General features: G+C 45.6%; 16 protein-coding genes. All 16 read right to left on the reverse strand.

Annotation, left to right across the window (positions count from 1 at the left end; translation table 11 throughout):
* Nucleotides 1-38: 38 nt before the first annotated feature.
* Complete coding sequence (locus tag VIG27_RS10630; protein WP_394522487.1) at nucleotides 39-1,526, reverse strand: glutamate synthase subunit beta; 1,488 nt, start codon at nucleotides 1,524-1,526, stop codon at nucleotides 39-41.
* A 13-nt stretch (nucleotides 1,527-1,539) separates the two neighbouring features.
* Entirely contained in the window at nucleotides 1,540-6,099 is a 4,560-nt protein-coding gene (gltB, locus tag VIG27_RS10635) for a glutamate synthase large subunit (RefSeq protein ID WP_394522488.1), read from the reverse strand.
* A gap of 404 nt (nucleotides 6,100-6,503) precedes the next feature.
* Nucleotides 6,504-6,770, reverse strand: coding sequence for an HPr family phosphocarrier protein (locus VIG27_RS10640; protein ID WP_394522489.1), 267 nt, complete (start codon nucleotides 6,768-6,770; stop codon nucleotides 6,504-6,506).
* A 111-nt stretch (nucleotides 6,771-6,881) separates the two neighbouring features.
* Nucleotides 6,882-7,499 (reverse strand): epoxyqueuosine reductase QueH, encoded by a 618-nt coding sequence (locus tag VIG27_RS10645; RefSeq protein ID WP_394522490.1) that lies wholly within the window; start codon nucleotides 7,497-7,499, stop codon nucleotides 6,882-6,884.
* 71 nt (nucleotides 7,500-7,570) lie between these two features.
* The gene (gene rpoD / locus VIG27_RS10650; RefSeq protein WP_394522491.1) at nucleotides 7,571-8,713 is read right to left on the reverse strand and encodes an RNA polymerase sigma factor RpoD; all 1,143 of its coding nucleotides are present in this window, start codon (nucleotides 8,711-8,713) and stop codon (nucleotides 7,571-7,573) included.
* Between the two features lie 105 nt (nucleotides 8,714-8,818).
* Nucleotides 8,819-9,721, reverse strand: coding sequence for a diacylglycerol/lipid kinase family protein (locus VIG27_RS10655; protein WP_394522492.1), 903 nt, complete (start codon nucleotides 9,719-9,721; stop codon nucleotides 8,819-8,821).
* Nucleotides 9,722-9,726: 5 nt separating this feature from the next.
* Nucleotides 9,727-10,821 (reverse strand): A/G-specific adenine glycosylase, encoded by a 1,095-nt coding sequence (mutY, locus tag VIG27_RS10660; RefSeq protein ID WP_394522493.1) that lies wholly within the window; start codon nucleotides 10,819-10,821, stop codon nucleotides 9,727-9,729.
* A 2-nt stretch (nucleotides 10,822-10,823) separates the two neighbouring features.
* Nucleotides 10,824-11,801, reverse strand: a complete 978-nt coding sequence (locus VIG27_RS10665; RefSeq protein WP_394527516.1) for a biotin--[acetyl-CoA-carboxylase] ligase — start codon at nucleotides 11,799-11,801, stop codon at nucleotides 10,824-10,826.
* A gap of 5 nt (nucleotides 11,802-11,806) precedes the next feature.
* The gene (locus VIG27_RS10670; protein ID WP_394522494.1) at nucleotides 11,807-12,115 is read right to left on the reverse strand and encodes a DUF6637 family protein; all 309 of its coding nucleotides are present in this window, start codon (nucleotides 12,113-12,115) and stop codon (nucleotides 11,807-11,809) included.
* A 1-nt stretch (nucleotide 12,116) separates the two neighbouring features.
* Nucleotides 12,117-13,052 (reverse strand): ornithine carbamoyltransferase, encoded by a 936-nt coding sequence (gene argF / locus VIG27_RS10675; protein ID WP_394522495.1) that lies wholly within the window; start codon nucleotides 13,050-13,052, stop codon nucleotides 12,117-12,119.
* 86 nt (nucleotides 13,053-13,138) lie between these two features.
* The gene (locus VIG27_RS10680; RefSeq protein ID WP_394522496.1) at nucleotides 13,139-14,293 is read right to left on the reverse strand and encodes a patatin-like phospholipase family protein; all 1,155 of its coding nucleotides are present in this window, start codon (nucleotides 14,291-14,293) and stop codon (nucleotides 13,139-13,141) included.
* 80 nt (nucleotides 14,294-14,373) lie between these two features.
* Entirely contained in the window at nucleotides 14,374-15,309 is a 936-nt protein-coding gene (locus VIG27_RS10685; RefSeq protein WP_394522497.1) for an SPFH domain-containing protein, read from the reverse strand.
* Nucleotide 15,310: 1 nt separating this feature from the next.
* Nucleotides 15,311-15,751, reverse strand: a complete 441-nt coding sequence (locus VIG27_RS10690) for an NfeD family protein (RefSeq protein ID WP_394522498.1) — start codon at nucleotides 15,749-15,751, stop codon at nucleotides 15,311-15,313.
* Nucleotides 15,752-15,867: 116 nt separating this feature from the next.
* Nucleotides 15,868-16,647 carry a TrmH family RNA methyltransferase gene (locus tag VIG27_RS10695; protein WP_394522499.1) on the reverse strand — a complete coding sequence of 260 codons (780 nt, stop codon included), beginning with the start codon at nucleotides 16,645-16,647 and terminating at the stop codon, nucleotides 15,868-15,870.
* A 13-nt stretch (nucleotides 16,648-16,660) separates the two neighbouring features.
* Nucleotides 16,661-18,571 (reverse strand): NAD(+) synthase, encoded by a 1,911-nt coding sequence (locus VIG27_RS10700; protein ID WP_394522501.1) that lies wholly within the window; start codon nucleotides 18,569-18,571, stop codon nucleotides 16,661-16,663.
* Nucleotides 18,568-19,914, reverse strand: a complete 1,347-nt coding sequence (locus VIG27_RS10705) for an MATE family efflux transporter (protein WP_394527519.1) — start codon at nucleotides 19,912-19,914, stop codon at nucleotides 18,568-18,570. Before VIG27_RS10705 ends, VIG27_RS10700 begins: the two co-directional genes overlap by 4 nt.
* Nucleotides 19,915-19,919: the final 5 nt, after the last annotated feature.

The raw sequence follows: 19,919 nt of genomic DNA on the forward strand, positions 1-19,919 counted from the left end.
CAGGAGGCAGGTAACGTAATCACCTGCCTCCTCTTTGATTATGCCAGGTTGGAATAGCCCATTAAGTCCATATCCACTTCCTTTGCAACCTCACGGCCTTCTCTGATCGCCCATACCACCAGGGACTGGCCTCTGTGCATATCTCCTGCCACAAACACCTTATCTACGTTGGTCTTATATTTATCTTTTAAAGTTTCCACGTTTCTACGTTCATTTAACTTTACGCCAAACGCTTCTGCCACATAGCTTTGTGCCCCCAAAAATCCAGCTGCGATCAAAACCAGGTCGGCAGGAACTGCTTTCTCACTTCCAGCCACCGGCTCCATACTCATACGTCCGGTTTTTTCATCTTTTTTCGGCTCCAGATTCATTAATACGGCTTTGACTACCTTGCCGGACTTATCTTTGACAAATTCTTTTACTGTTGTCTGATAAAGCCTTGGGTCCTTGCCGAATACGGAAATGGCTTCTTCCTGGCCGTAATCCGTTTTCAATACTCTGGGCCATTCCGGCCAGCTGTTGTCCGGCGTTCTTTTTTCCGGAAGCCTGGGCATCATCTCTAATTGAATCACAGATGCGCAGCCGTGGCGGATTGCGGTTCCCACACAGTCATTTCCTGTGTCACCGCCTCCGATAACGATGACATGCTTTCCTTTTGCAGAGAGAAATAATTGATCCTGCAAGTCGGAATTAAGCAGGCTTTTGGTGGTAGACTTTAAAAAATCCACAGCAAAGTAAATTCCCTGCCCGTCTCTTCCAGGAACCTTTAAGTCTCTTGGTTCAGACGCACCGCAGGCTAAAATAACGCGGTCGAAATCTTTTAATAAATCTTTCGCCTTCTGGGTCTTCCCTACATCAGCTCCGGTTACGAAGGTGATGCCTTCCTGCTCCATGATCTCCACTTTTCGATCAATAATATGTTTTTCCAGCTTCATATTTGGGATGCCATACATCAAAAGCCCTCCGATGCGGTCTTCCCGTTCAAACACAGTCACACTGTGCCCCCGTTTATTCAACTGGTCCGCTGCCGCCAGACCCGCGGGACCGGAACCGATAACCGCTATCTTTTTCCCGGTGCGGATCTTGGGCGGGTTGGGCCCTGCGATTCCAGTCTTATAGGCCCGTTCAATGATGGCATATTCATTTTCCTTGATGCTCACCGGATCTCCATTTAAACCGCAGGTACAGGCCGCTTCACAGGGTGCCGGACAAACTCTCGCCGTAAACTCCGGAAAACTGTTGGTCTTTTTCAGCCTGTTATAAGCCTGCTGCCATGTACCTGTATAAACAAGTTCATTCCATTCCGGTATCAGATTGTTGATGGGGCAGCCGGAAACCATCCCCTTGATGATCACTCCGGACTGGCAGAAAGGCACACCGCAATCCATACAGCGCGCACCCTGGCATCTCTGCTCTTTTTCGGAAAGAGGCAGATGGAACTCGTTATAATTTTTAATACGAGTCTTGGGGTCTACCGTTTTTCCTGTTTCTCTGTTGAATTCTAAAAATCCTGTTGGCTTTCCCATTGTCTACTCCTCCTTATCCTTTTGTATTGGCATAAAATGCTTCGATCTGTGCCTGTTCACTGCTTAATCCCTTTTCTTCCATCTGGACGATGGTATTCATCATACGTCTGTAATCATGGGGCATGATCTTTTTAAATCTGGGCAGATATTCCCCGAAATGATCAAGGATCTTTTTCCCCTTTGCAGAGTTGGTATAAGCCACATGTTCCTTGATCATTTCCTTTAATTCCAGAACATCGTACTTGTTTGTCACTTCTTCAAAGGAAACCATTTCCTTATTCAGTCTCTTGTAAAGATCTCTCTTTTCATCTAATACATAAGCAATTCCGCCGCTCATTCCTGCGGCAAAATTCTTACCGGTGGTACCAAGGACCACGACGCGGCCGCCTGTCATGTATTCACAGCCATGATCACCGACCCCTTCAACCACAGCGGTCGCACCGGAATTGCGCACACAGAATCGTTCCCCGGCAACTCCGCAGATAAATGCCTTGCCGCTGGTAGCGCCATAAAGTGCCACATTGCCGATGATAATATTATCTTCCGCTTTAAACTTGACTCCCTGAGGCGGATAAACCACCAGCTTACCTCCGGAAAGTCCTTTTCCGAAATAGTCATTGCTGTCGCCCACCAGTTCCAGTGTAAGGCCTTTGGGAATAAATGCTCCAAAACTCTGACCGCCGCTTCCCGTACAGTTGATGGTAAAGGTATCTTCCGCCAGCCCATCCGGATAAAGCCTTGTGATTTCGGAACCAAAAATGGTACCCAGTGCGCGGTCCGTATTGGAAACATCAATTTGAAGTCCTTTTTTCTGCCCCGTCTGCAATGCCTGCTTTAATTTCTTTAAGAAGATCTTTTCATCCACAGTCTTTTCCAGTTCAAAATCATAAATCTGTTTCTGGTTGTAACCTGCAAGCTTCTGTCCGGCAAATGGATTTCCCAAAATTGCAGAGAGGTCCACTTTACGTGCGCGCTCAGAGGAAAGGGTCTCTTTCTTCTTTAAAAGATCGGTTCTTCCAACCAGCTCATCCAACGTGCGGATTCCCAGTTTCGCCATGTATTCTCTCAGCTCTTTTGCAATAAAATACATGAAATTGACCACATACTCCGGTTTTCCTTTAAACCGCTTGCGAAGCTCCGGATTCTGGGTGGCAACCCCTACGGGACAGGTATCCAGATTGCACACTCTCATCATCACACAGCCTAAGGTAACTAACGGCGCAGTCGCAAATCCGAACTCCTCTGCTCCCAGCATGCAGGCGATGGCCACGTCACGCCCCGTCATCAGTTTACCGTCTGTTTCAAGGATCACTTTATCACGAAGCCCGTTCATGATCAGGGTCTGATGCGCTTCTGCTACCCCCAGTTCCCAAGGAAGGCCGGCATTATAGATGGAGTTTCTGGGTGCGGCTCCGGTTCCTCCGTCAAATCCTGAAATAAGGATAACCTGGGCGCCTGCCTTGGCTACACCCGCTGCAACCGTACCTACTCCCGCTTCAGAAACCAGTTTTACCGATATTCTGGCCGCTGTATTGGAATTTTTCAGATCGTAAATCAGCTGGGCCAAATCCTCTATGGAATAGATGTCATGATGAGGCGGCGGAGAAATAAGTCCCACACCCGTTGTGGAATGTCTGGTTTTTGCTACCCATGGATAGACCTTTTTCCCCGGGAGCTGGCCGCCTTCTCCTGGCTTTGCACCCTGAGCCATCTTGATCTGGATTTCTTTTGCGCTTACCAAATATCTGGAAGTCACACCAAAACGTCCGGAAGCCACCTGCTTGATGGCAGAACAACGGTTGATTCCGTCTGCACCAGTGGTCAGACGTTCCAGACTCTCTCCGCCTTCTCCACTGTTAGATTTTCCGTGGATCTGGTTCATGGCGATTGCCAGTGTTTCATGAGCCTCCTGGGAAATGGAGCCATAGGACATGGCACCGGTCTTAAACCGTTTTACAATGGATTCCTCACTTTCCACTTCTTCAAGAGGAATCTCTTTCGTCTTGGAATAGTCAATATCCAGAAGGCTTCTTAAATTCACCATCTGGCCTTCCTCTGTAAGCGCATGGGAATATGCTTTAAACGTTTCATAGCTTCCGGTTCTGGTCGCCTCCTGCAAAAGATGGATGGTAAGAGGATTATAAAGATGTTCCTCCTGACCCGCTCTTGCCTTATGGCTTCCCACACTGTCAAGAGTCAGATCCACGTCAAGCCCGAGAGGGTCAAAGGCTGCGGAATGCAGAACATCCACATCGCTTGCAATATCCTCAAGGGTAATCCCTCCGACCCGGCTGACTGTATCTGTGAAATATTTCTCAATCACGTTTTTGGAAATACCAACTGCTTCAAAAATCTGTGCGCCCTGATAAGACTGAATCGTGGAAATCCCCATTTTTGAGGCAATCTTTACGATGCCATGAAGAACTGCAGAATTATAGTCTTCCACAGCCGCATAATAATCTTTATCTAACATGCCGCTTTCAATTAAGTAGTGAATGGATTCCTGTGCCAGATACGGATTGATGGCACACGCTCCATAGCCCAGAAGCGTTGCAAAATGATGGACTTCTCTTGGTTCTCCGCTTTCTAAAATCAAAGCCACAGAGGTCCTTTTCTTTGTCTTCACTAAGTGCTGCTGCAATGCTGATACCGCAAGCAGAGACGGGATGGGCACATGATTTTCATCAATATCACGATCAGATAATATGATAATATTCGCTCCATCCCGGTGCGCCCGGTCCGCTTCCAGAAACAGTCTGTCAATGGCCTTTTCAAGAGAAGTGTTCTTATAATAGGTAATCGGAATCACTTCCACCTTAAAGCCCGGCTTTTTCATATGCTTGATCTTTAAAAGATCCGTACAGGTAAGAATGGGATTATTCACTTTTAAAATCTTGCAGTTTTCTGAATCTTCTTCCAGAATATTGCCTTCCTCACCCACATAAACCGTAGTGGAGGTAACGATCTCTTCACGGATAGAATCAATGGGAGGATTGGTAACCTGGGCAAACAGCTGTTTGAAATAGTTAAACAAAGGCTGGTGCTTCTTGCTTAAAACGGCCAGAGGACTGTCTGCCCCCATTGCCGAAACAGCTTCCGCCCCATTTAATGCCATAGGAAGGATCATGGTCTTATATTCTTCATACGTGTAACCATAGGTCTTCTGCATTTTGGCCCGCTCATCTCTGCTCATGACAGGAACACCTTTATTGGGAATCGGAAGATCCCTCAGTTCAATTAAATTGGAATCCAGCCACTCTCCATAGGGCTTGCGCTGGGCATAATATTCCTTTAATTCTTCATCGGAAATAAGGCATCCCTTTACCGTATCAATCAAAAGCATTTTGCCGGGACGGAGCCGCTCTTTTTTCACCACATGGCTCTGCTCGATATCAATGGCCCCTACTTCTGAAGCCAGAATCATGTGATCGTCATCCGTAATGTAATATCTGGAGGGGCGAAGACCGTTTCTGTCCAATACCGCGCCCACTAAATCACCGTCACTGAATACAATAGAAGCCGGGCCATCCCAAGGCTCCATCATGGTTGCGTAGTAACGGTAAAAATCTTTAATCTCCTGGGGCATGGACTTGTCATGCTCCCAGGGGGCGGGAATCGTCACCATCACCGCCAGGGGAAGATCCATGCCGCTCATCATCATGAATTCCAGAGCATTATCAAGCATGGCAGAGTCAGAACCTTCCTGGTTAATAATAGGAAGAACTTTATGCATGTCATACTGGAAAAATTCAGATTCCATGTTTTCTTCCCGCGCCATCATCTTATCCACATTTCCGCGAATGGTATTAATTTCTCCGTTATGTACGATGAGACGGTTTGGATGGGCTCTCATCCAGCTGGGATTTGTATTGGTACTGAAACGGGAATGAACAACTGCAATGGCGGATTCATAATCCTTATCCTGGAGATCGGGGAAAAACTTTCTAAGCTCCTTTACCAAAAACATTCCTTTATAAACAATGGTTCTGCTGCTCAAGGAAACAACATAAGTGTTATCATTGCTCTGTTCAAAGATTCTTCTGGATACATACAGCTTCCTGTCAAATTCCAGTCCCTTGCTGATATCCGCTGGTTTCTTAACAAATCCCTGAACGATATAAGGCATACAATCCACTGCCTTTTTGCCGATCAATTCCGGATGAATGGGTACATCTCTCCAGCCTAAAAATTCAAGTCCTTCCTTCTGAACAATGATCTCAAACATTTTCTTGGCCTGGTTTCTTGCAAGTTCATCCTGAGGAAAGAAAAACATTCCGATTCCGTATTCTCTCTCATCTCCTATTTCAATAGCAAGCGCTTTTGCTGCTTTTTTAAAAAACTTATGAGAAATCTGAAGCATAATACCTACACCGTCACCGGTCTTTCCTTCTGCATCTTTTCCTGCCCGGTGCTCCAGATTCTCAACGATATGAAGTGCCTGTTCCACGGTCTTATGGGTCTTTTCGCCCTTCATATTGGCAACCGCACCAATACCGCAGTTATCATGCTCAAAGCGGGAATCATAAAGTCCCGGAGTCACTGATTTATTCGGGGAGTATAAACTTGTATCCATAATCTCATCCTTTCCTGACTGCCCGTTTTACTTTCTAATGCTAAAGTGTAACAGTAAATTTTAGTTGATGATACTACATTTTTCGCGCTTTGTAAATGTGTTTTATTTTGGTATTTTCAGATAATTTGATAATTGTGTGTTATAAAATATTTTATCAGATATTTACTAATAAAAATTTATATTTTTTCGGCTCTTACAAACAATTCAAAGTCCATTTTTTCGTTAAGCCATAAATTCCTAATTTTATTAAGTGGCTACTTTCTATCATTAAGCAGCTATCTAATTTATTAAAATCAACTGGGAAATAACGGGATTTATTCAGCCCTCCGGGTTCACAAAAAAAGCACCGGGAGTGAATCTCCCAGTGCTTTTTACAGCGCTCTTATTATAATGTACGATACGAATTACATCTCTCCAAGGCCGCTCTCAATGGCTTCTGACATGGTCTTCATAGCCTCTTCCTCGTCTTCACCCTCACAGATCAAAGTAATCTCTGCTCCGCTTTTGATTCCTGCTGCCATAACGTTTAATACGCTCTTAGCAACAATTCTTTTTTCTCCATACTCAACAATGATGTCAGATTTAAATTTCATAGCTGTCTGTGACAGAACTCCTGCTGGTCTTAAGTGAAGTCCGGATGGATTTTTTACAGTCAGTTTTTTAGATAACATATCGTAGTCTCCTTTATCCTCAATTTTAATATACTCCTTGGAGTTAATTTTATAACAATATTCAGTTTGTGTCAAGACAAACCCAGTATGTCTTTCATTTTGAACTACCAGCTATTCTGCATCTCTTTGGGAAAAGATACAGCCGCAATAATCCTGACGGTAAAGACCGTATTCCTTTGACAGCTCCACAGAACGCTTGTATCCATTTCTCTTTTTGAAATCAGAAGAAAGGTAAGAAACACGGTATTCCTTAGCCAGTTTTTCACCAATCTCATTTAATTTATCCGCATTTTTCAGCGGGCTGATGGACAAGGTCGTTGTAAAATAGTCAAAACGCTCTGCCTGAGCAATCTTTGCGGCCTCCTGCAAGCGCAGTTCATAGCATTTAAAGCAGCGTTCTCCGCCCTCGGGTTCCTTCTCCAGCCCTTTTACAATACGATAAAACTCCTGGGGTTCATAAGCCCCCTGTTCCACCTTAACCGGATGGAGAAAATTCATGTCGGCAACGAGGCGTTCCTGTTCCATGACCCGCCTGCCGTATTCCTCGGGAGGATAGATATTTGGGTTATAAAAAAAAATGGTAATAGCAAAATATTGGGACAAATACTCTAACACATAGCTGCTGCAAGGTGCACAACAGCTGTGCAGCAGAAGCCTGGGAACTTTTTGCTGTTCCTCTAATCCAACGATGACCTGATCCAGTTCCTTCTGATAATTTCTCCGGTTCATGATGTCTCCCTTTCGCTGTATGAAAAAAACGCAAAAAAGGCGTAGATAACTCCAGCTACGCCTCCTGTTGCTTATAAGAAATCCCGAATCCGTTTGCTTCGAACTGGGTTTCTTAATTTTCTAAGTGCCTTTGCCTCGATCTGTCTGATCCGTTCACGGGTAACATTAAACTCTTTGCCAACCTCTTCCAGAGTCCTGGGATGACCGTCTTCCAGTCCGAATCGGAGTACAATAACCTGACGCTCTCTCTCCTTCAAATCGCCGAGAAGGGCATCAATATGCTCTCTTAACATTACAGATTCCACATTTCCTTCCGGAGTCACCACATTGTTATCCGCAACAAAATCTCCAAGATTGGAATCATCTTCTTCACCAATGGGCGTCTCCAAGGAAGCAGGCTCCCTGGCAATCTGCATGATCTCCATCACCTTGTCCTCAGTCATGTCAAGCGCCTCTGCAAGCTCTGTAACAGAAGGCTCATATCCAAGCTCCAGAGTAAGCTTTCTCTGCATCTTGGACATTTTATTAATCGTTTCAACCATATGCACAGGCACGCGGATCGTTCTTGCCTGATCCGCAAGAGCACGGGTCACAGATTGGCGTATCCACCAGGTAGCATATGTACTTAATTTATAACCTTTGGTATAATCAAATTTTTCAACACCTTTGATAAGGCCTAAATTACCCTCCTGGACCAAGTCAAGGAAGCTCATTCCACGACCAGTATAGCGCTTGGCAATGCTGACCACGAGACGTAAATTTGCTTCGATTAAACGCTCTTTGGCATCGTCGTCGCCATCTGCTTTTCTCTTAGCAAGGCGCAGTTCTTCCTCTGCGTTTAAAAGTGGTACTGTACCGATTTCCTTTAAATACATGCGGACAGGGTCCTCTGTGCCGATGCCTTCCAGCAAATCAATAGCGTCGAGATCAATGTCTTCTTCATCCACATCCTTGATGAATTCTTCTTCAAGATCATCATCCAGCAAAAGGTCCTCTGATAAGAGCACATCATCAGCTAAAACGGAATCGTCAATGACCGGGATCACGTCTACGCCGCGATTCTCCAGGTACGTATAAATCTGATCCATCTGCTCTGCAGTCAGTTCTTCCCCAATAAAGAAGTTATTAATCTCCGTTACATCCAAAGCGTTATGCTTTGTTTTTGCAAGATCGACAAGCTTGCCCAGCTTCTCTAAAAAATTATCCTTTTCCACTTAATAACGTCCTTTCGCTAAGAAGTATACATAAAGCCCACACAACTTTTCATTATATACTACCAAGATTCATATTTCAACATATTTCTTATTAAAAAAGCGGATTTATTGCTTTTTTTGCGGATTTCTGAGAATCCGAATCTTTTTGTTCAAATTGGTGATTTGAACTTCCCTTCTGGTTCCGCCAAATTCTCCGTCAAGAACCCAGTCAATTGGCTCTTCCGGAAAGATTCGTATGGACCTGGTCCGAAGCTTGTGGACGTATTCGTTCGGTTCTTCCTTGAGAAACATGTAGTTGATGATATTTGTAAAATCCAGGGGAGTTTTGGGGGTCCGGATGAGCAAAACCTCAAATTCTCCGTCATTTAAAGCCACATCCTGGGTCACCAGGCCTTTAAAGCCTCCCACGCTAATGGTATTGGTGATCATACCAAAGATAAATTCCCCCTCTAAAACGGTCGAATCACATTCGATCCGGAGCATATAGGATTTGATGGAGGCCAGACTCTTCATTCCCTCCAGCATATAAGCCTGATGCCCCAGGACATTTTTGAAATCCTGGGGAGTCAAATAGGCAACTTCTGTAAATGCACCAAAGGCTGCGATATATACAAAATGCCTGTCCCCGCAGAAACAGCCGATATCCACCGGATAAGGGATACCGGCTACAGCCGTCCGGGCCGCAGTTATCATATTCCTGGATAAATTCAAGCTGGAAGCAAAATCATTGGTGGATCCTGAGGGAATGTATCCCATATCCGGAATGGAGTCAAGCTTCATAAGACCGCTTATGGTCTCATTCAAGGTGCCGTCTCCTCCGCTGCAGACCACCAAATCCACGTCAGCTCCGTAATTTTCAGCGGCTTTTACAGCATCACCGGGTCCCTGGGTCACATGCACCAAAAGCTCATAGCCTGCCTTTGCGAAAATATCGAGTATATCCATTAATTTGTTTTTGATCTGCGCTTTTCCGGAACGCGGATTAAATATAAAAAGCATCTTTTTCATTATAATCACCTGATCAACTTTGTATACGCTTTAAATGCACCTGGCAAAGAATAAGTTTTTTTGATCTCTTCCGGAGTGACCCACAGATAATCTCCCTCCAGTGTCCCGGACAAATCAATCCGGAAGCCTGTCATAGACCATTCCACATGACTGAAGATATGTCTGGATCCGGGTAGGGCCGTAACCTTGGCGGCCTTTGCTCCAAATAAGGAATAAATTGTCTCTTCCGACAAGTGTCCGTCTAAATTGGGAAACTCATACAGGGATGCCAAAAGACCGGCATCTTCTCTTTTTCTTATGGCAACTTTTCCTTCCCTCCATAGCATCAACACGGTTTTGTCTTCCGCTTTTCTAGGCTTTTTTGGCGTTTTGACCGGTATGACACCGGTTAAATCCTCCGCTTTTGCCACACAGACCGAGGAAAGCGGACATCGCCCGCAGAGCGGAGCACCGTTGGGAACACAGACAATGGCACCGATTTCTATGAGACCCTGATTGTAGGAACTGGCTGCGTCTTTGGGCATAATTTTTTTTAATTTTTCTTCCATTCCGGATTTGACCGACTGCTTTAAAATATCTTCCCTGCTTCCGGTAACCCTGGAAATCACCCGGAGCACATTGCCGTCAACTGCCGGCACAGGAATTCCAAATGCGATGGAAGCGATGGCTCCTGCCGTATAGGAACCGATCCCCGGAAGCTTTTTTAGCTCCTCATAGGACGCCGGAAGTTCTCCTCCATACTGTTCTACAAGAAGCTCTGCTGCTTTCTTTAAATTCTTTGCCCTGCTGTAATAGCCAAGGCCTTCCCATAATTTTAAAAGCTCATCTTCCGAAACAGAAGCCAGTTCCCGGATTCCCGGAAGCGCCTTCATAAAACGCGCAAAATAAGGTTTTACTGCTTCCACTCTGGTCTGCTGAAGCATGATCTCCGATATCCATACCCGGTATGGTTCCGGTGTTTCCCGCCACGGAAGAATCCTGGCGTTCTCTCTGTACCAGGAAAGCAGAGGACGTTCCATGGCTTTTAACCGTTCCATCTCCTCAAGCTTTCTTTCCTCTGGTTCCAGAATCTGCAGCTTATCATAAAACGACTGATTCATTCTTATACATATCCATAGAGTCCCCGGACCGAAACTTCTCCGGAGATCACATGTTTTACCTCTCCTGACTGCATTTCAACAAGAAGCTCTCCCTTCTCGTTGATTCCCAAAGCTTTTCCTGTATAGCCGCCTGCACTATCTAGGATCTTGACGTCCCTTCCTGCATTGACCATACGACTATTATAGACACTTATCAGCCCGGATAAATCACCCTGGCTGATAAATTCTTCATAATATCGTTCCATTGACTCCATGATGGAGGCTATCAGAGAACTTCTTCTTACTTTATTCCCTGTTTCCATACACAAAGACGTTGCCATCAAGCGTACCTCTTCCGGAAATTCCTCCATATTGACATTGATCCCGATGCCCACTACCACGTAATGGATTCCTTCCAGCTCCGCACTCATCTCCGTCAAAATTCCGCAAAGCTTTTTTCCGCTTGCCACAATGTCATTGGGCCACTTGATGGAAGTGTCAAGACCTGTTTCCTTCTTGATGCCGTCGCTGACAGCCAAAGCGGCAACCAGAGTCAGCATGGACGCTGACCCCGGAAGAATATCCGGTCTTAAAATCAGACTCATAAAAACATTCTTGCCGGAAGGGGATACCCAGCCTTTTCCTCTTCTGCCACGGCCTGCATTCTGACAGTCAGCCACCACAAGTGTTCCAGAAGCTGCCCCTTCTTCCGCAAGACGCTTGGCTTTAATATTGGTGGAATCCACAACATCATAATATTCCACAGTTCTTCCAAAGGCCCCCCGGATGCAGCTTTCTATTTCTGTTTTCGTCATTATATCACAAGAATCGATGAAATGGTACCCTTTATTCCGAACCGCTTCAATTTTATAGCCTTCTTCCTCCAGCTGGCGTATTACCTTCCAGATTGCAGTTCGGGAAACTCCGAAACGCTCACAAAGTTCCTGACCGGATACATAGCCTTCATTCTCCTTCAGCAGCTTTAATATTTCTGTCTTCAATCCCATCACCCCCACCAGATACTTACCGCACTGATAACGGAAAGGGCAGCCAAAAGCACTCCAAACAGCACAACCCCTGCACCTGCGGCTTTTTTCTTCTTTTCCCGTCCGCTGAGTCTGACCTTGTAAATTCCATGGATCAGATTCAGTGTTGCTGCAAGAAAAAAGATGACCGGAAGAAGGAACCTATATTCTTCCGAATTTAAAAATGAAACAACTGCAAGCACTACAATCAAGATTCCCACAACGATATGGACCAGGTCCACGATCATGGAAGCATTTCTTAGATTTTTTCCTCGTTCCTGTATATACATTTTATTCTCCTAAGGTAGCAACCATCACTGCCTTGATGGTATGCATTCTGTTTTCTGCTTCGTCAAAGACTACCGATACGCCGGATTCAAAAACTTCCTCTGTCACTTCATACCCCTTGACAGCCGGCAGGCAGTGCATAAATATGGTAGTATCCTTGCCTGTTTTATTCATTAGTTCTTTATTGACCTGAAACGGCTTTAACAGAGCAACCCGCTCTGCCGCCTGGTCTTCTTCTCCCATGGAGCACCAGACATCGGTGTATATCACATCTGCATCCTTTACCGCAGCCGTATCCTCTGTAATGGTAATGGTGCTTTTGCTTTCCGCCGCATATCCCTGACACAAATCCACCAGTTCTTTCCCCGGCCAAAGAGCTTTTGGAGCGAGAATTGTGAAATGGACTCCCATCTTGCTCATCCCCATCATCAGGCTGTTTGCCATGTTGTTACGACCGTCACCTGCATAGACAAAGCGCAGCCCCTTTAAATAACCAAAGTGTTCTTTCATGGTAAGCAAATCTGCCAGAATCTGGGTGGGATGATCATCATCCGTCAATCCGTTCCATACGGGAACGCCTGCGTATTTTGCCAAGTCTTCCACGGTCTTATGTTGAAATCCACGGAATTCAATCCCATCAAAGATTCTGCCAAGCACTCTGGCGGTGTCCTTCACGCTTTCCTTGTGGCCAAGCTGAATGTCATCTTTCCCCAAATATTCAGGATGGGCGCCTTCGTCAACGGCAGCAATCACAAAGGAACATCTGGTACGGGTGGAGGGTTTTTCAAAGATCAGGGCAATATTTTTCCCTTTCAGGGAGTTCCCTGTAATGCCCTGTTTCTTTTTGGATTTTAAATCAGCAGCCAGGTCCAACAGATATCCGATCTCTTCCGGTGAATAGTCTTTTAATGTAATAAAATTCCTTCCCTTTAAATTCATAGCGCTTCCTCCGTGATTCAATGTATTTTTATACACCATTATAGTATATCATGCATAAACATGCAACATCTTTTTCCCATACTTATTTATAACAGTTTCCGCTCAGCCTGGGTTTTCATCTTTTTCCTGATTTCACTTAAAAGCTCCTCCACCGTATAGATCTTAAACCGTTTGACTTTTAACCGTTTTGCCAGATCTTCCAGAATCCCCAGATACATATCTTTATAATCCCAGTCTTCTTTTAGCTTGAATTCCTCTGCTAATTTAGGAAATGTTTTTTCCGTAAATGACCGATAGCCGGTCAAAGTCTCCATGCCGTCTTCCGTCAGGATATCCTTCAAGTAATATTTCAACAGCTCCATCTCTGACATCATACGGTCAAAATAATAAGGCTCCGTATTGGGAGCGTCGATGTAATAGGTCCGGCCGCATAGACCGTATAAAAATCTTTGTGCATCAAAATATCCCAAGGTCATATTTTTTCTGGCCAGCTTTTTGTCAAATTCCAGAATTCCTCCCAGGTCCTGCCTGGGTGCAATATGATAGACGGTAACTCCATCAGGAATCTTCACCACCCGTTCCTTATCAAAGCCCCAGCCATAGATGCGGATAACAATAATATCTTTGTATTCATGGTCTAAAAGAACGTCAATGGGAACGTTGTTAAAGCCGCCCCCATCCACATACCGTTTTCCGCCCAGCTTCTGATTTTTAAATGCCATAAAATAAGCACTGGCTAAAAGCATATCCTTTATGGTACCAGGTTCCCCTGCCCGGATATCAACTGCCAGTTGCTTCCGGTCCGAAACGGAATAGGTGACTGCAAATAGTTCTCTTTCGGAATTTCGTATCTTCTCTTCATCTCCTACCACTTCTGAAATAAGATTCTTTAAAGGAGTAACATCAAATCCCCCTTCCTTTACGATCTGCAGACCGCTGTTTATTAAATCCGGCAGATTGAGGGATTTGAAACTCTTGTTCTTCAGTGCTTTTATGGTGTCATTGCTCACATTCATCACTTTTGAGTAATCAATGTTTTTCCAGATTTCTTCTGCACGTTCCAGGTCATCCATACAGATCAGTGCGCCGTTTAACGAACCGACAGACACTCCTGCAATCCCTTTTATCTTAACTCCCGCTTCCCTGAGCGCTTTCCATGCACCGATCTGGTAAGCTCCCTTGGCACCTCCGCCCTCCAGCACGATTCCATACTCTTTTTCCAAATCCAGCTTCAGTTCCATAAGACCTCCTAAAAACCTTCCAGTGACCGAAAAACGCAGCAAGAGACTCTGCCTCCTGCTGCGATACCTTTAAACTCTGATTACTGGGGATCTTTTGGAATTTCTGTGATAGAAGAAACCAATCCTGCCAATCCCTGGATTTCAGATGGGATGATAATTTTCGTCGCCTTACCGTCAGCAGCTGCCGCAAATGCTTCCAGGCTCTTTAATACCAGAACAGATTGATCCGCCCCGGCTTCTCTTATCATACGGATTCCATCTGCCTTCGCCTGCTGGACCTTTAAGATCGCCTCAGCCTCACCCTCAGCCTCTCGGATCTTCTTTTCCTTTTCAGCTTCCGCCCGAAGAATTGCGGCCTGCTTCTCAGCCTCAGCGTCTAAAATAGCGGATTCTTTATGACCCTCTGCCACAAGAACGGTGGATTTCTTCTCACCTTCTGCTCTTAAAATGGACTCACGGCGTTCACGCTCTGCCTTCATCTGTTTCTCCATGGCATCCTGGATAGCGGCCGGAGGCATAATGTTTTTAAGCTCCACACGGTTTACTTTGATTCCCCATGGGTCCGTGGCGATGTCAAGGGTTTCTCTCATCTTTGCATTGATGGTCTCTCTGGAGGTTAAGGTCTGATCCAGTTCCAGATCACCGATGATGTTACGAAGGGTCGTGGCGGTTAAATTCTCAATCGCCATAATGGGATTTTCCACTCCATATGCATAAAGCTTAGGATCTGTAATCTGGAAAAAGACTACCGTATCGATTCTCATGGTAACATTATCCTTCGTTATAACAGGCTGTGGCGGAAAATCTGCTACCTGTTCCTTTAAATTCACACGCTTTGCCACACGGTCAACGATGGGCAGCTTAATATGAACACCGACGGACCATGTTTCCAAAAATGCTCCCAAACGTTCTACAACCAATGCCTGGGCCTGCGGCACAATTCTGATACACGATGCCAAAAGGGCCAAAATAATAATTAATATAATGATTACTGCAGTAAATCCAATTGCTCCCATACTATAGTTCCTCCTCTGCCTTACTTACAATTAACTTGACACCTCGTATCTCTTTTACTTCCACCATAGTGCCTGCCGGATAAATCTTTTCATCTGAAAATGCTCTTGCAGTCCATTCCTGTCCGTTGAGCAATACAGCACCCTTTGCCTCCATATTATTGATCTCGACTGTAACCTTTGCGTGCCTGCCGACCAGACTGTCTAAATTTGTCTTTACGGTATTCTTATTTACATATCGAAGTGCAATTGGTCTGGTAAAAAACAAAAGAATAAAGGACACTATTACAAAAAACACCAGCTGTACCTGTACATTGACGCCAAACAAGGCCAGCAAAAATGCAACCAGTGCGCCCCCTGCAAACCAGATGGTGGTAAGAGCCATGGTAAGCGCTTCAACTCCCAGAAGCACCACGAAGGCAATCAACCAATAGATCGCTTCCATCTTATCATTCCCCTTCCCTGCCGAATACGGCAAATCTGTTTGTAATACTATCATACTATATGTTTGAATATTTCTCAATATTTCTGACTATGAAAAGCCTTACGTTTTTCTGACGGTCATTGCCTGCGCTGTCTTGCTGTCTCAAACATCAGTACAGAAGCTGCGACCGCCGCATTTAGGGACTCCACCTTGCCCATCATGGGGATTTTTACAAAAGCATCTGCCAGGGCAGCCGTTTCATCGGTCAGACCATTTCCTTCATTTCCGATCAAAAAGCCTGTATTAACAGTATAATCCTCTTTTTCATAATTATTCCTGCCGTCGAGATGGGCGGCATATAATGTGACACCTTTTTCTTTTAATAACTTTAAATCAGCGGAAAGATCATCCGTATACACAAAAGGAACCCGGCAGATGGAGCCCATGGTGGAACGGATCACCTTTGGATTGTAAATATCTGCAGTCGTATCATCCATAAGGACACCGGTGATTCCAGCCCCCTCTCCCGCCCGGAGAATGGTCCCAAGATTTCCCGGATCCTGAATATTTTCCAGGATCATGAGGAATGCAGGTTTCTTTTGGCTCAGAAGATCTTCGATTTTGTAAGCATACTGTCTGACCAGTGCTAAAATCCCCTGTGGTGTCCGGGTATCGGACATTGTGCTGAAAACGTCGTCCGCCACCGTCTCATACACCAAACCGGACACCAGCTTTTTACGGGATTCATCCTTTAAAAAGCTTTCCGAGACATAAACACTGTCGATCCTGTCTTTTGGTATTTCCTTAAACATCCGTAAGCCTTCTGCAACAAAAAGACCGCTAAGCTTTCTGGCTTTGGACTTCTTTGCCAGGCTCATCACCTGTTTGACCTTTGCATTGGCACTGCTGGTTATCATAATGTACCTCTTTCTATAAATTATCCAGTTCTTCCAGCCACAAACGGCTTACCGCATCACTGGGCATACGCAGATCTCCCCTGGGGGATACGGCAACGGAACCCACTTTCGGCCCGTCAGGCATGCAGGAACGTTTAAACTGCTGACTGAAAAACCTGCGGTAAAATACCTTCAGCCATTTTAAAATCGTTTCTTTTTCATATCCATCCCCAAATGCAGAAACTGCCATCCGATATATCTTTTCCGGGTGGTATCCAAATCTCAAAATCTGATAGAGGAAGAAATCGTGAAGCTCATAGGGACCTACTAAATCCTCGGTCTTCTGGGCAATCTTTCCGTCCCTGGGCGGCAGAAGTTCCGGGCTTACGGGAGTATCCAACACATCCATAAGCACATCTCTTAACTCCTCCTCCCCGCAGGTGTCCGCGTAATACCGGACCAGATGACGCACCAGAGTTTTTGGAACGGAGGAATTGACCCCGTACATGGACATATGGTCTCCGTTATAAGTAGCCCAGCCAAGGGCCAGCTCCGACATATCTCCGGTTCCTACAACCAGTCCGTTCAGACGGTTTGCCAGATCCATAAGAATCTGGGTACGTTCCCTTGCCTGGGAATTTTCATACGTCACATCATGGACCTCCGGATCCTGTCCGATATCCCTGAAGTGAAGACTGACGGCTTCCTTTATATTCACCTCAAGCAGTTCGGCATTCAGCTTTTTGGTCAGCAGACAGGCATTTTGGTAGGTTCTGTCTGTAGTTCCAAAACAGGGCATGGTCACTGCATGGATTTGATTTCTTGGGATTTCTAACATATCAAACGCTCTAGCGGTTACAAGAAGAGCCAATGTGGAATCCAGACCGCCGGAGATGCCGATCACCACATGCTTACAGCCTGTATGGGAAAGCCTTTTTTTCAGCCCCATGGCCTGTATGGACAGAATCTCCTCACATCTTCTGCTCCGCTCCGCTTCATCATCCGGCACAAATGGTCTTGGATCAATGTAGCGTTTCAGTTCCAGTTCTTCCTTTTTCATGTGAAAAGGAACCACCCTGTAATCCCTCCTGTCCGCAGCCGGAAAGGTGCTCATCCGGCGTCTTTCATGATTGAGGCGTTCCAGGTCCATATCTCCATACACCGTTTTATTGCCAAATCGCCTGGATTCCGCAAGGAGTGTCCCATTTTCGCAAATAAGGTTCTGCCCTCCGAACACCAGGTCCTGGGTTGACTCCCCTTCTCCTGCATTGGCATAGATATATCCGCATACAAGACTGGCGGAATGTCCGGAGATCAGGCTTCTGCGGTAGATATCCTTGCCTGTCGTCTCGTCACTGGCAGAGCAGTTGGCGATTACCGTCGCGCCGGCCAGCACATGGCGGATGGATGGCGGATTGGGTACCCATGCATCCTCACAAACTTCTGCGGCGATCATAAGCTGAGGAATTTCCTCACAGGCAAACAAAAGGTTGGTGCCCATGGGAATCTCTATGCCCTCCCATTTTACGGTCACAGGCAGTTCATTACCCGGCTGGAAATAACGCAGCTCGTAAAACTCCGAATAATTGGGCAGATTGGTCTTCGGGACAATTCCAAGGACTCTGCCATCCTGGACCGCTACCGCCGTATTATACAGTTTCCCATGATTCTCCCACGGCATGCCGATAAAGGCAAGGAGATCATGGCCCTCGGTGACATTTAAAATCTGTTTCAGCTCTTCCTTTGCCTTAGCCAGCAGGGCGTCCTGTCCAAATAGGTCCCCGCAGGTATAGGCGGTAAGACACAGCTCCGGAAACACCATTATTTTTACATGATTTTTTATTCCTTCTTCCAGCTGTTCACAGATCCTCTTTCGGTTAAATTCCGGATCTGCCACTTTCACATCAGGGGTTGCTGCTGCAACCCGGATATATCCATGCTTCATCCTGTTTCATCTCCTATCTGTTTTTCAATACCTTCCGGTATCCATTTTGCTTTTAACGAGTAGATTGAATCCATGACCGTTGTTGTTATCCATGTGATAGGATAACACCACAATACCGCTTCAAAACTGGGGAAAAATGGCACCAGCAGATTGATGTATATCATACGCAGAATACACATATTCCCCACACCAATCAGCATGGAAACCACGGTCCTTCCGCTGCCGCGGATGCTTCCCATTAAAATCTGATGGATGGCTAAGGTCCAATAAAACGGCAGCAGTATGAGCATGGTCTTTCTTCCAAACGAGATTACATCTTTATCCGGCGAAAAGATTCCAAGAATCCGTTCCGCATCCAAAAATAAAATCACAGAAATCAGTGCCGTATAGATCATGCTGATGACGATGCCCTGTACCATGCCCTGCTTTACCCGCTTCCACTTGCCTGCACCGATGTTCTGGCCAGTAAATGTGGTAGCCGCAAGACAGAAGCTTTGCAGAGGCAGCATGGCAAACCCATCAACCTTACTGTATGCACCAAATCCTGCCATTGCGGCAGGTCCGTAGCCGTTTACATTGGCTTGTACAATAACATTGGACAGGGAAATGATGGACTGCTGGATGCCGCTTGGGATTCCCAGCTTTAAGATTCTCATCATCATCCGTTTGTCGATGCGGATCTTTGAAGGTATGAGACGGTAATTTTCCCGGGTCTTAATAAGGGCTGTCATAATAAGAACGGAGGATACCGCCTGTGCTGCCACCGTTGCATACCCGGCTCCTGCTGTTCCCATACCAAACCCTACTACAAATACAATATCCAATCCAATATTTACAATAGAAGAAACGCACAGATAGTACAGAGGCCTTTTGGAATCTCCCACCGCTCTTAAAATGCCTGCCCCCATGTTATAGACCAGATTAAAGACAGACCCTAAAAAATAGATTCTTAAAAAAGAAACAGAGCTGGGCAAAACCTCCTCCGGCGTCCCCATCCAGATCAAAAGAAGGGGGGACAAAATGACTCCAATAACCGTTAAAAGAATGCCGCCCACAAGACTTAAGGCAATGGAGGTATGAACAGCCCAGTGAAGCTTTTCCTCATCCTTTGCTCCGTAATACTGGGAAATGATAACACCCGCACCTGTGCCGATTCCCATGGACATGCCAATGATTAAGTTAATCAGGGAATTGCTTGAACCTACGGCAGCCAGAGCATCACTTCCCACAAAATTGCCTACTACGATAGAATCTGCAGTATTATAAAGCTGTTGAAACAAGTTCCCAATGAGCAGCGGCATGGAAAAAATGAGAAGCTGTTTCCAAATCACACCTTCCGTCATGATTA

Origin of the sequence: Lacrimispora sinapis (assembly GCF_043633585.1) — a bacterium.
Lineage (GTDB): Bacteria > Bacillota > Clostridia > Lachnospirales > Lachnospiraceae > Lacrimispora > Lacrimispora sinapis.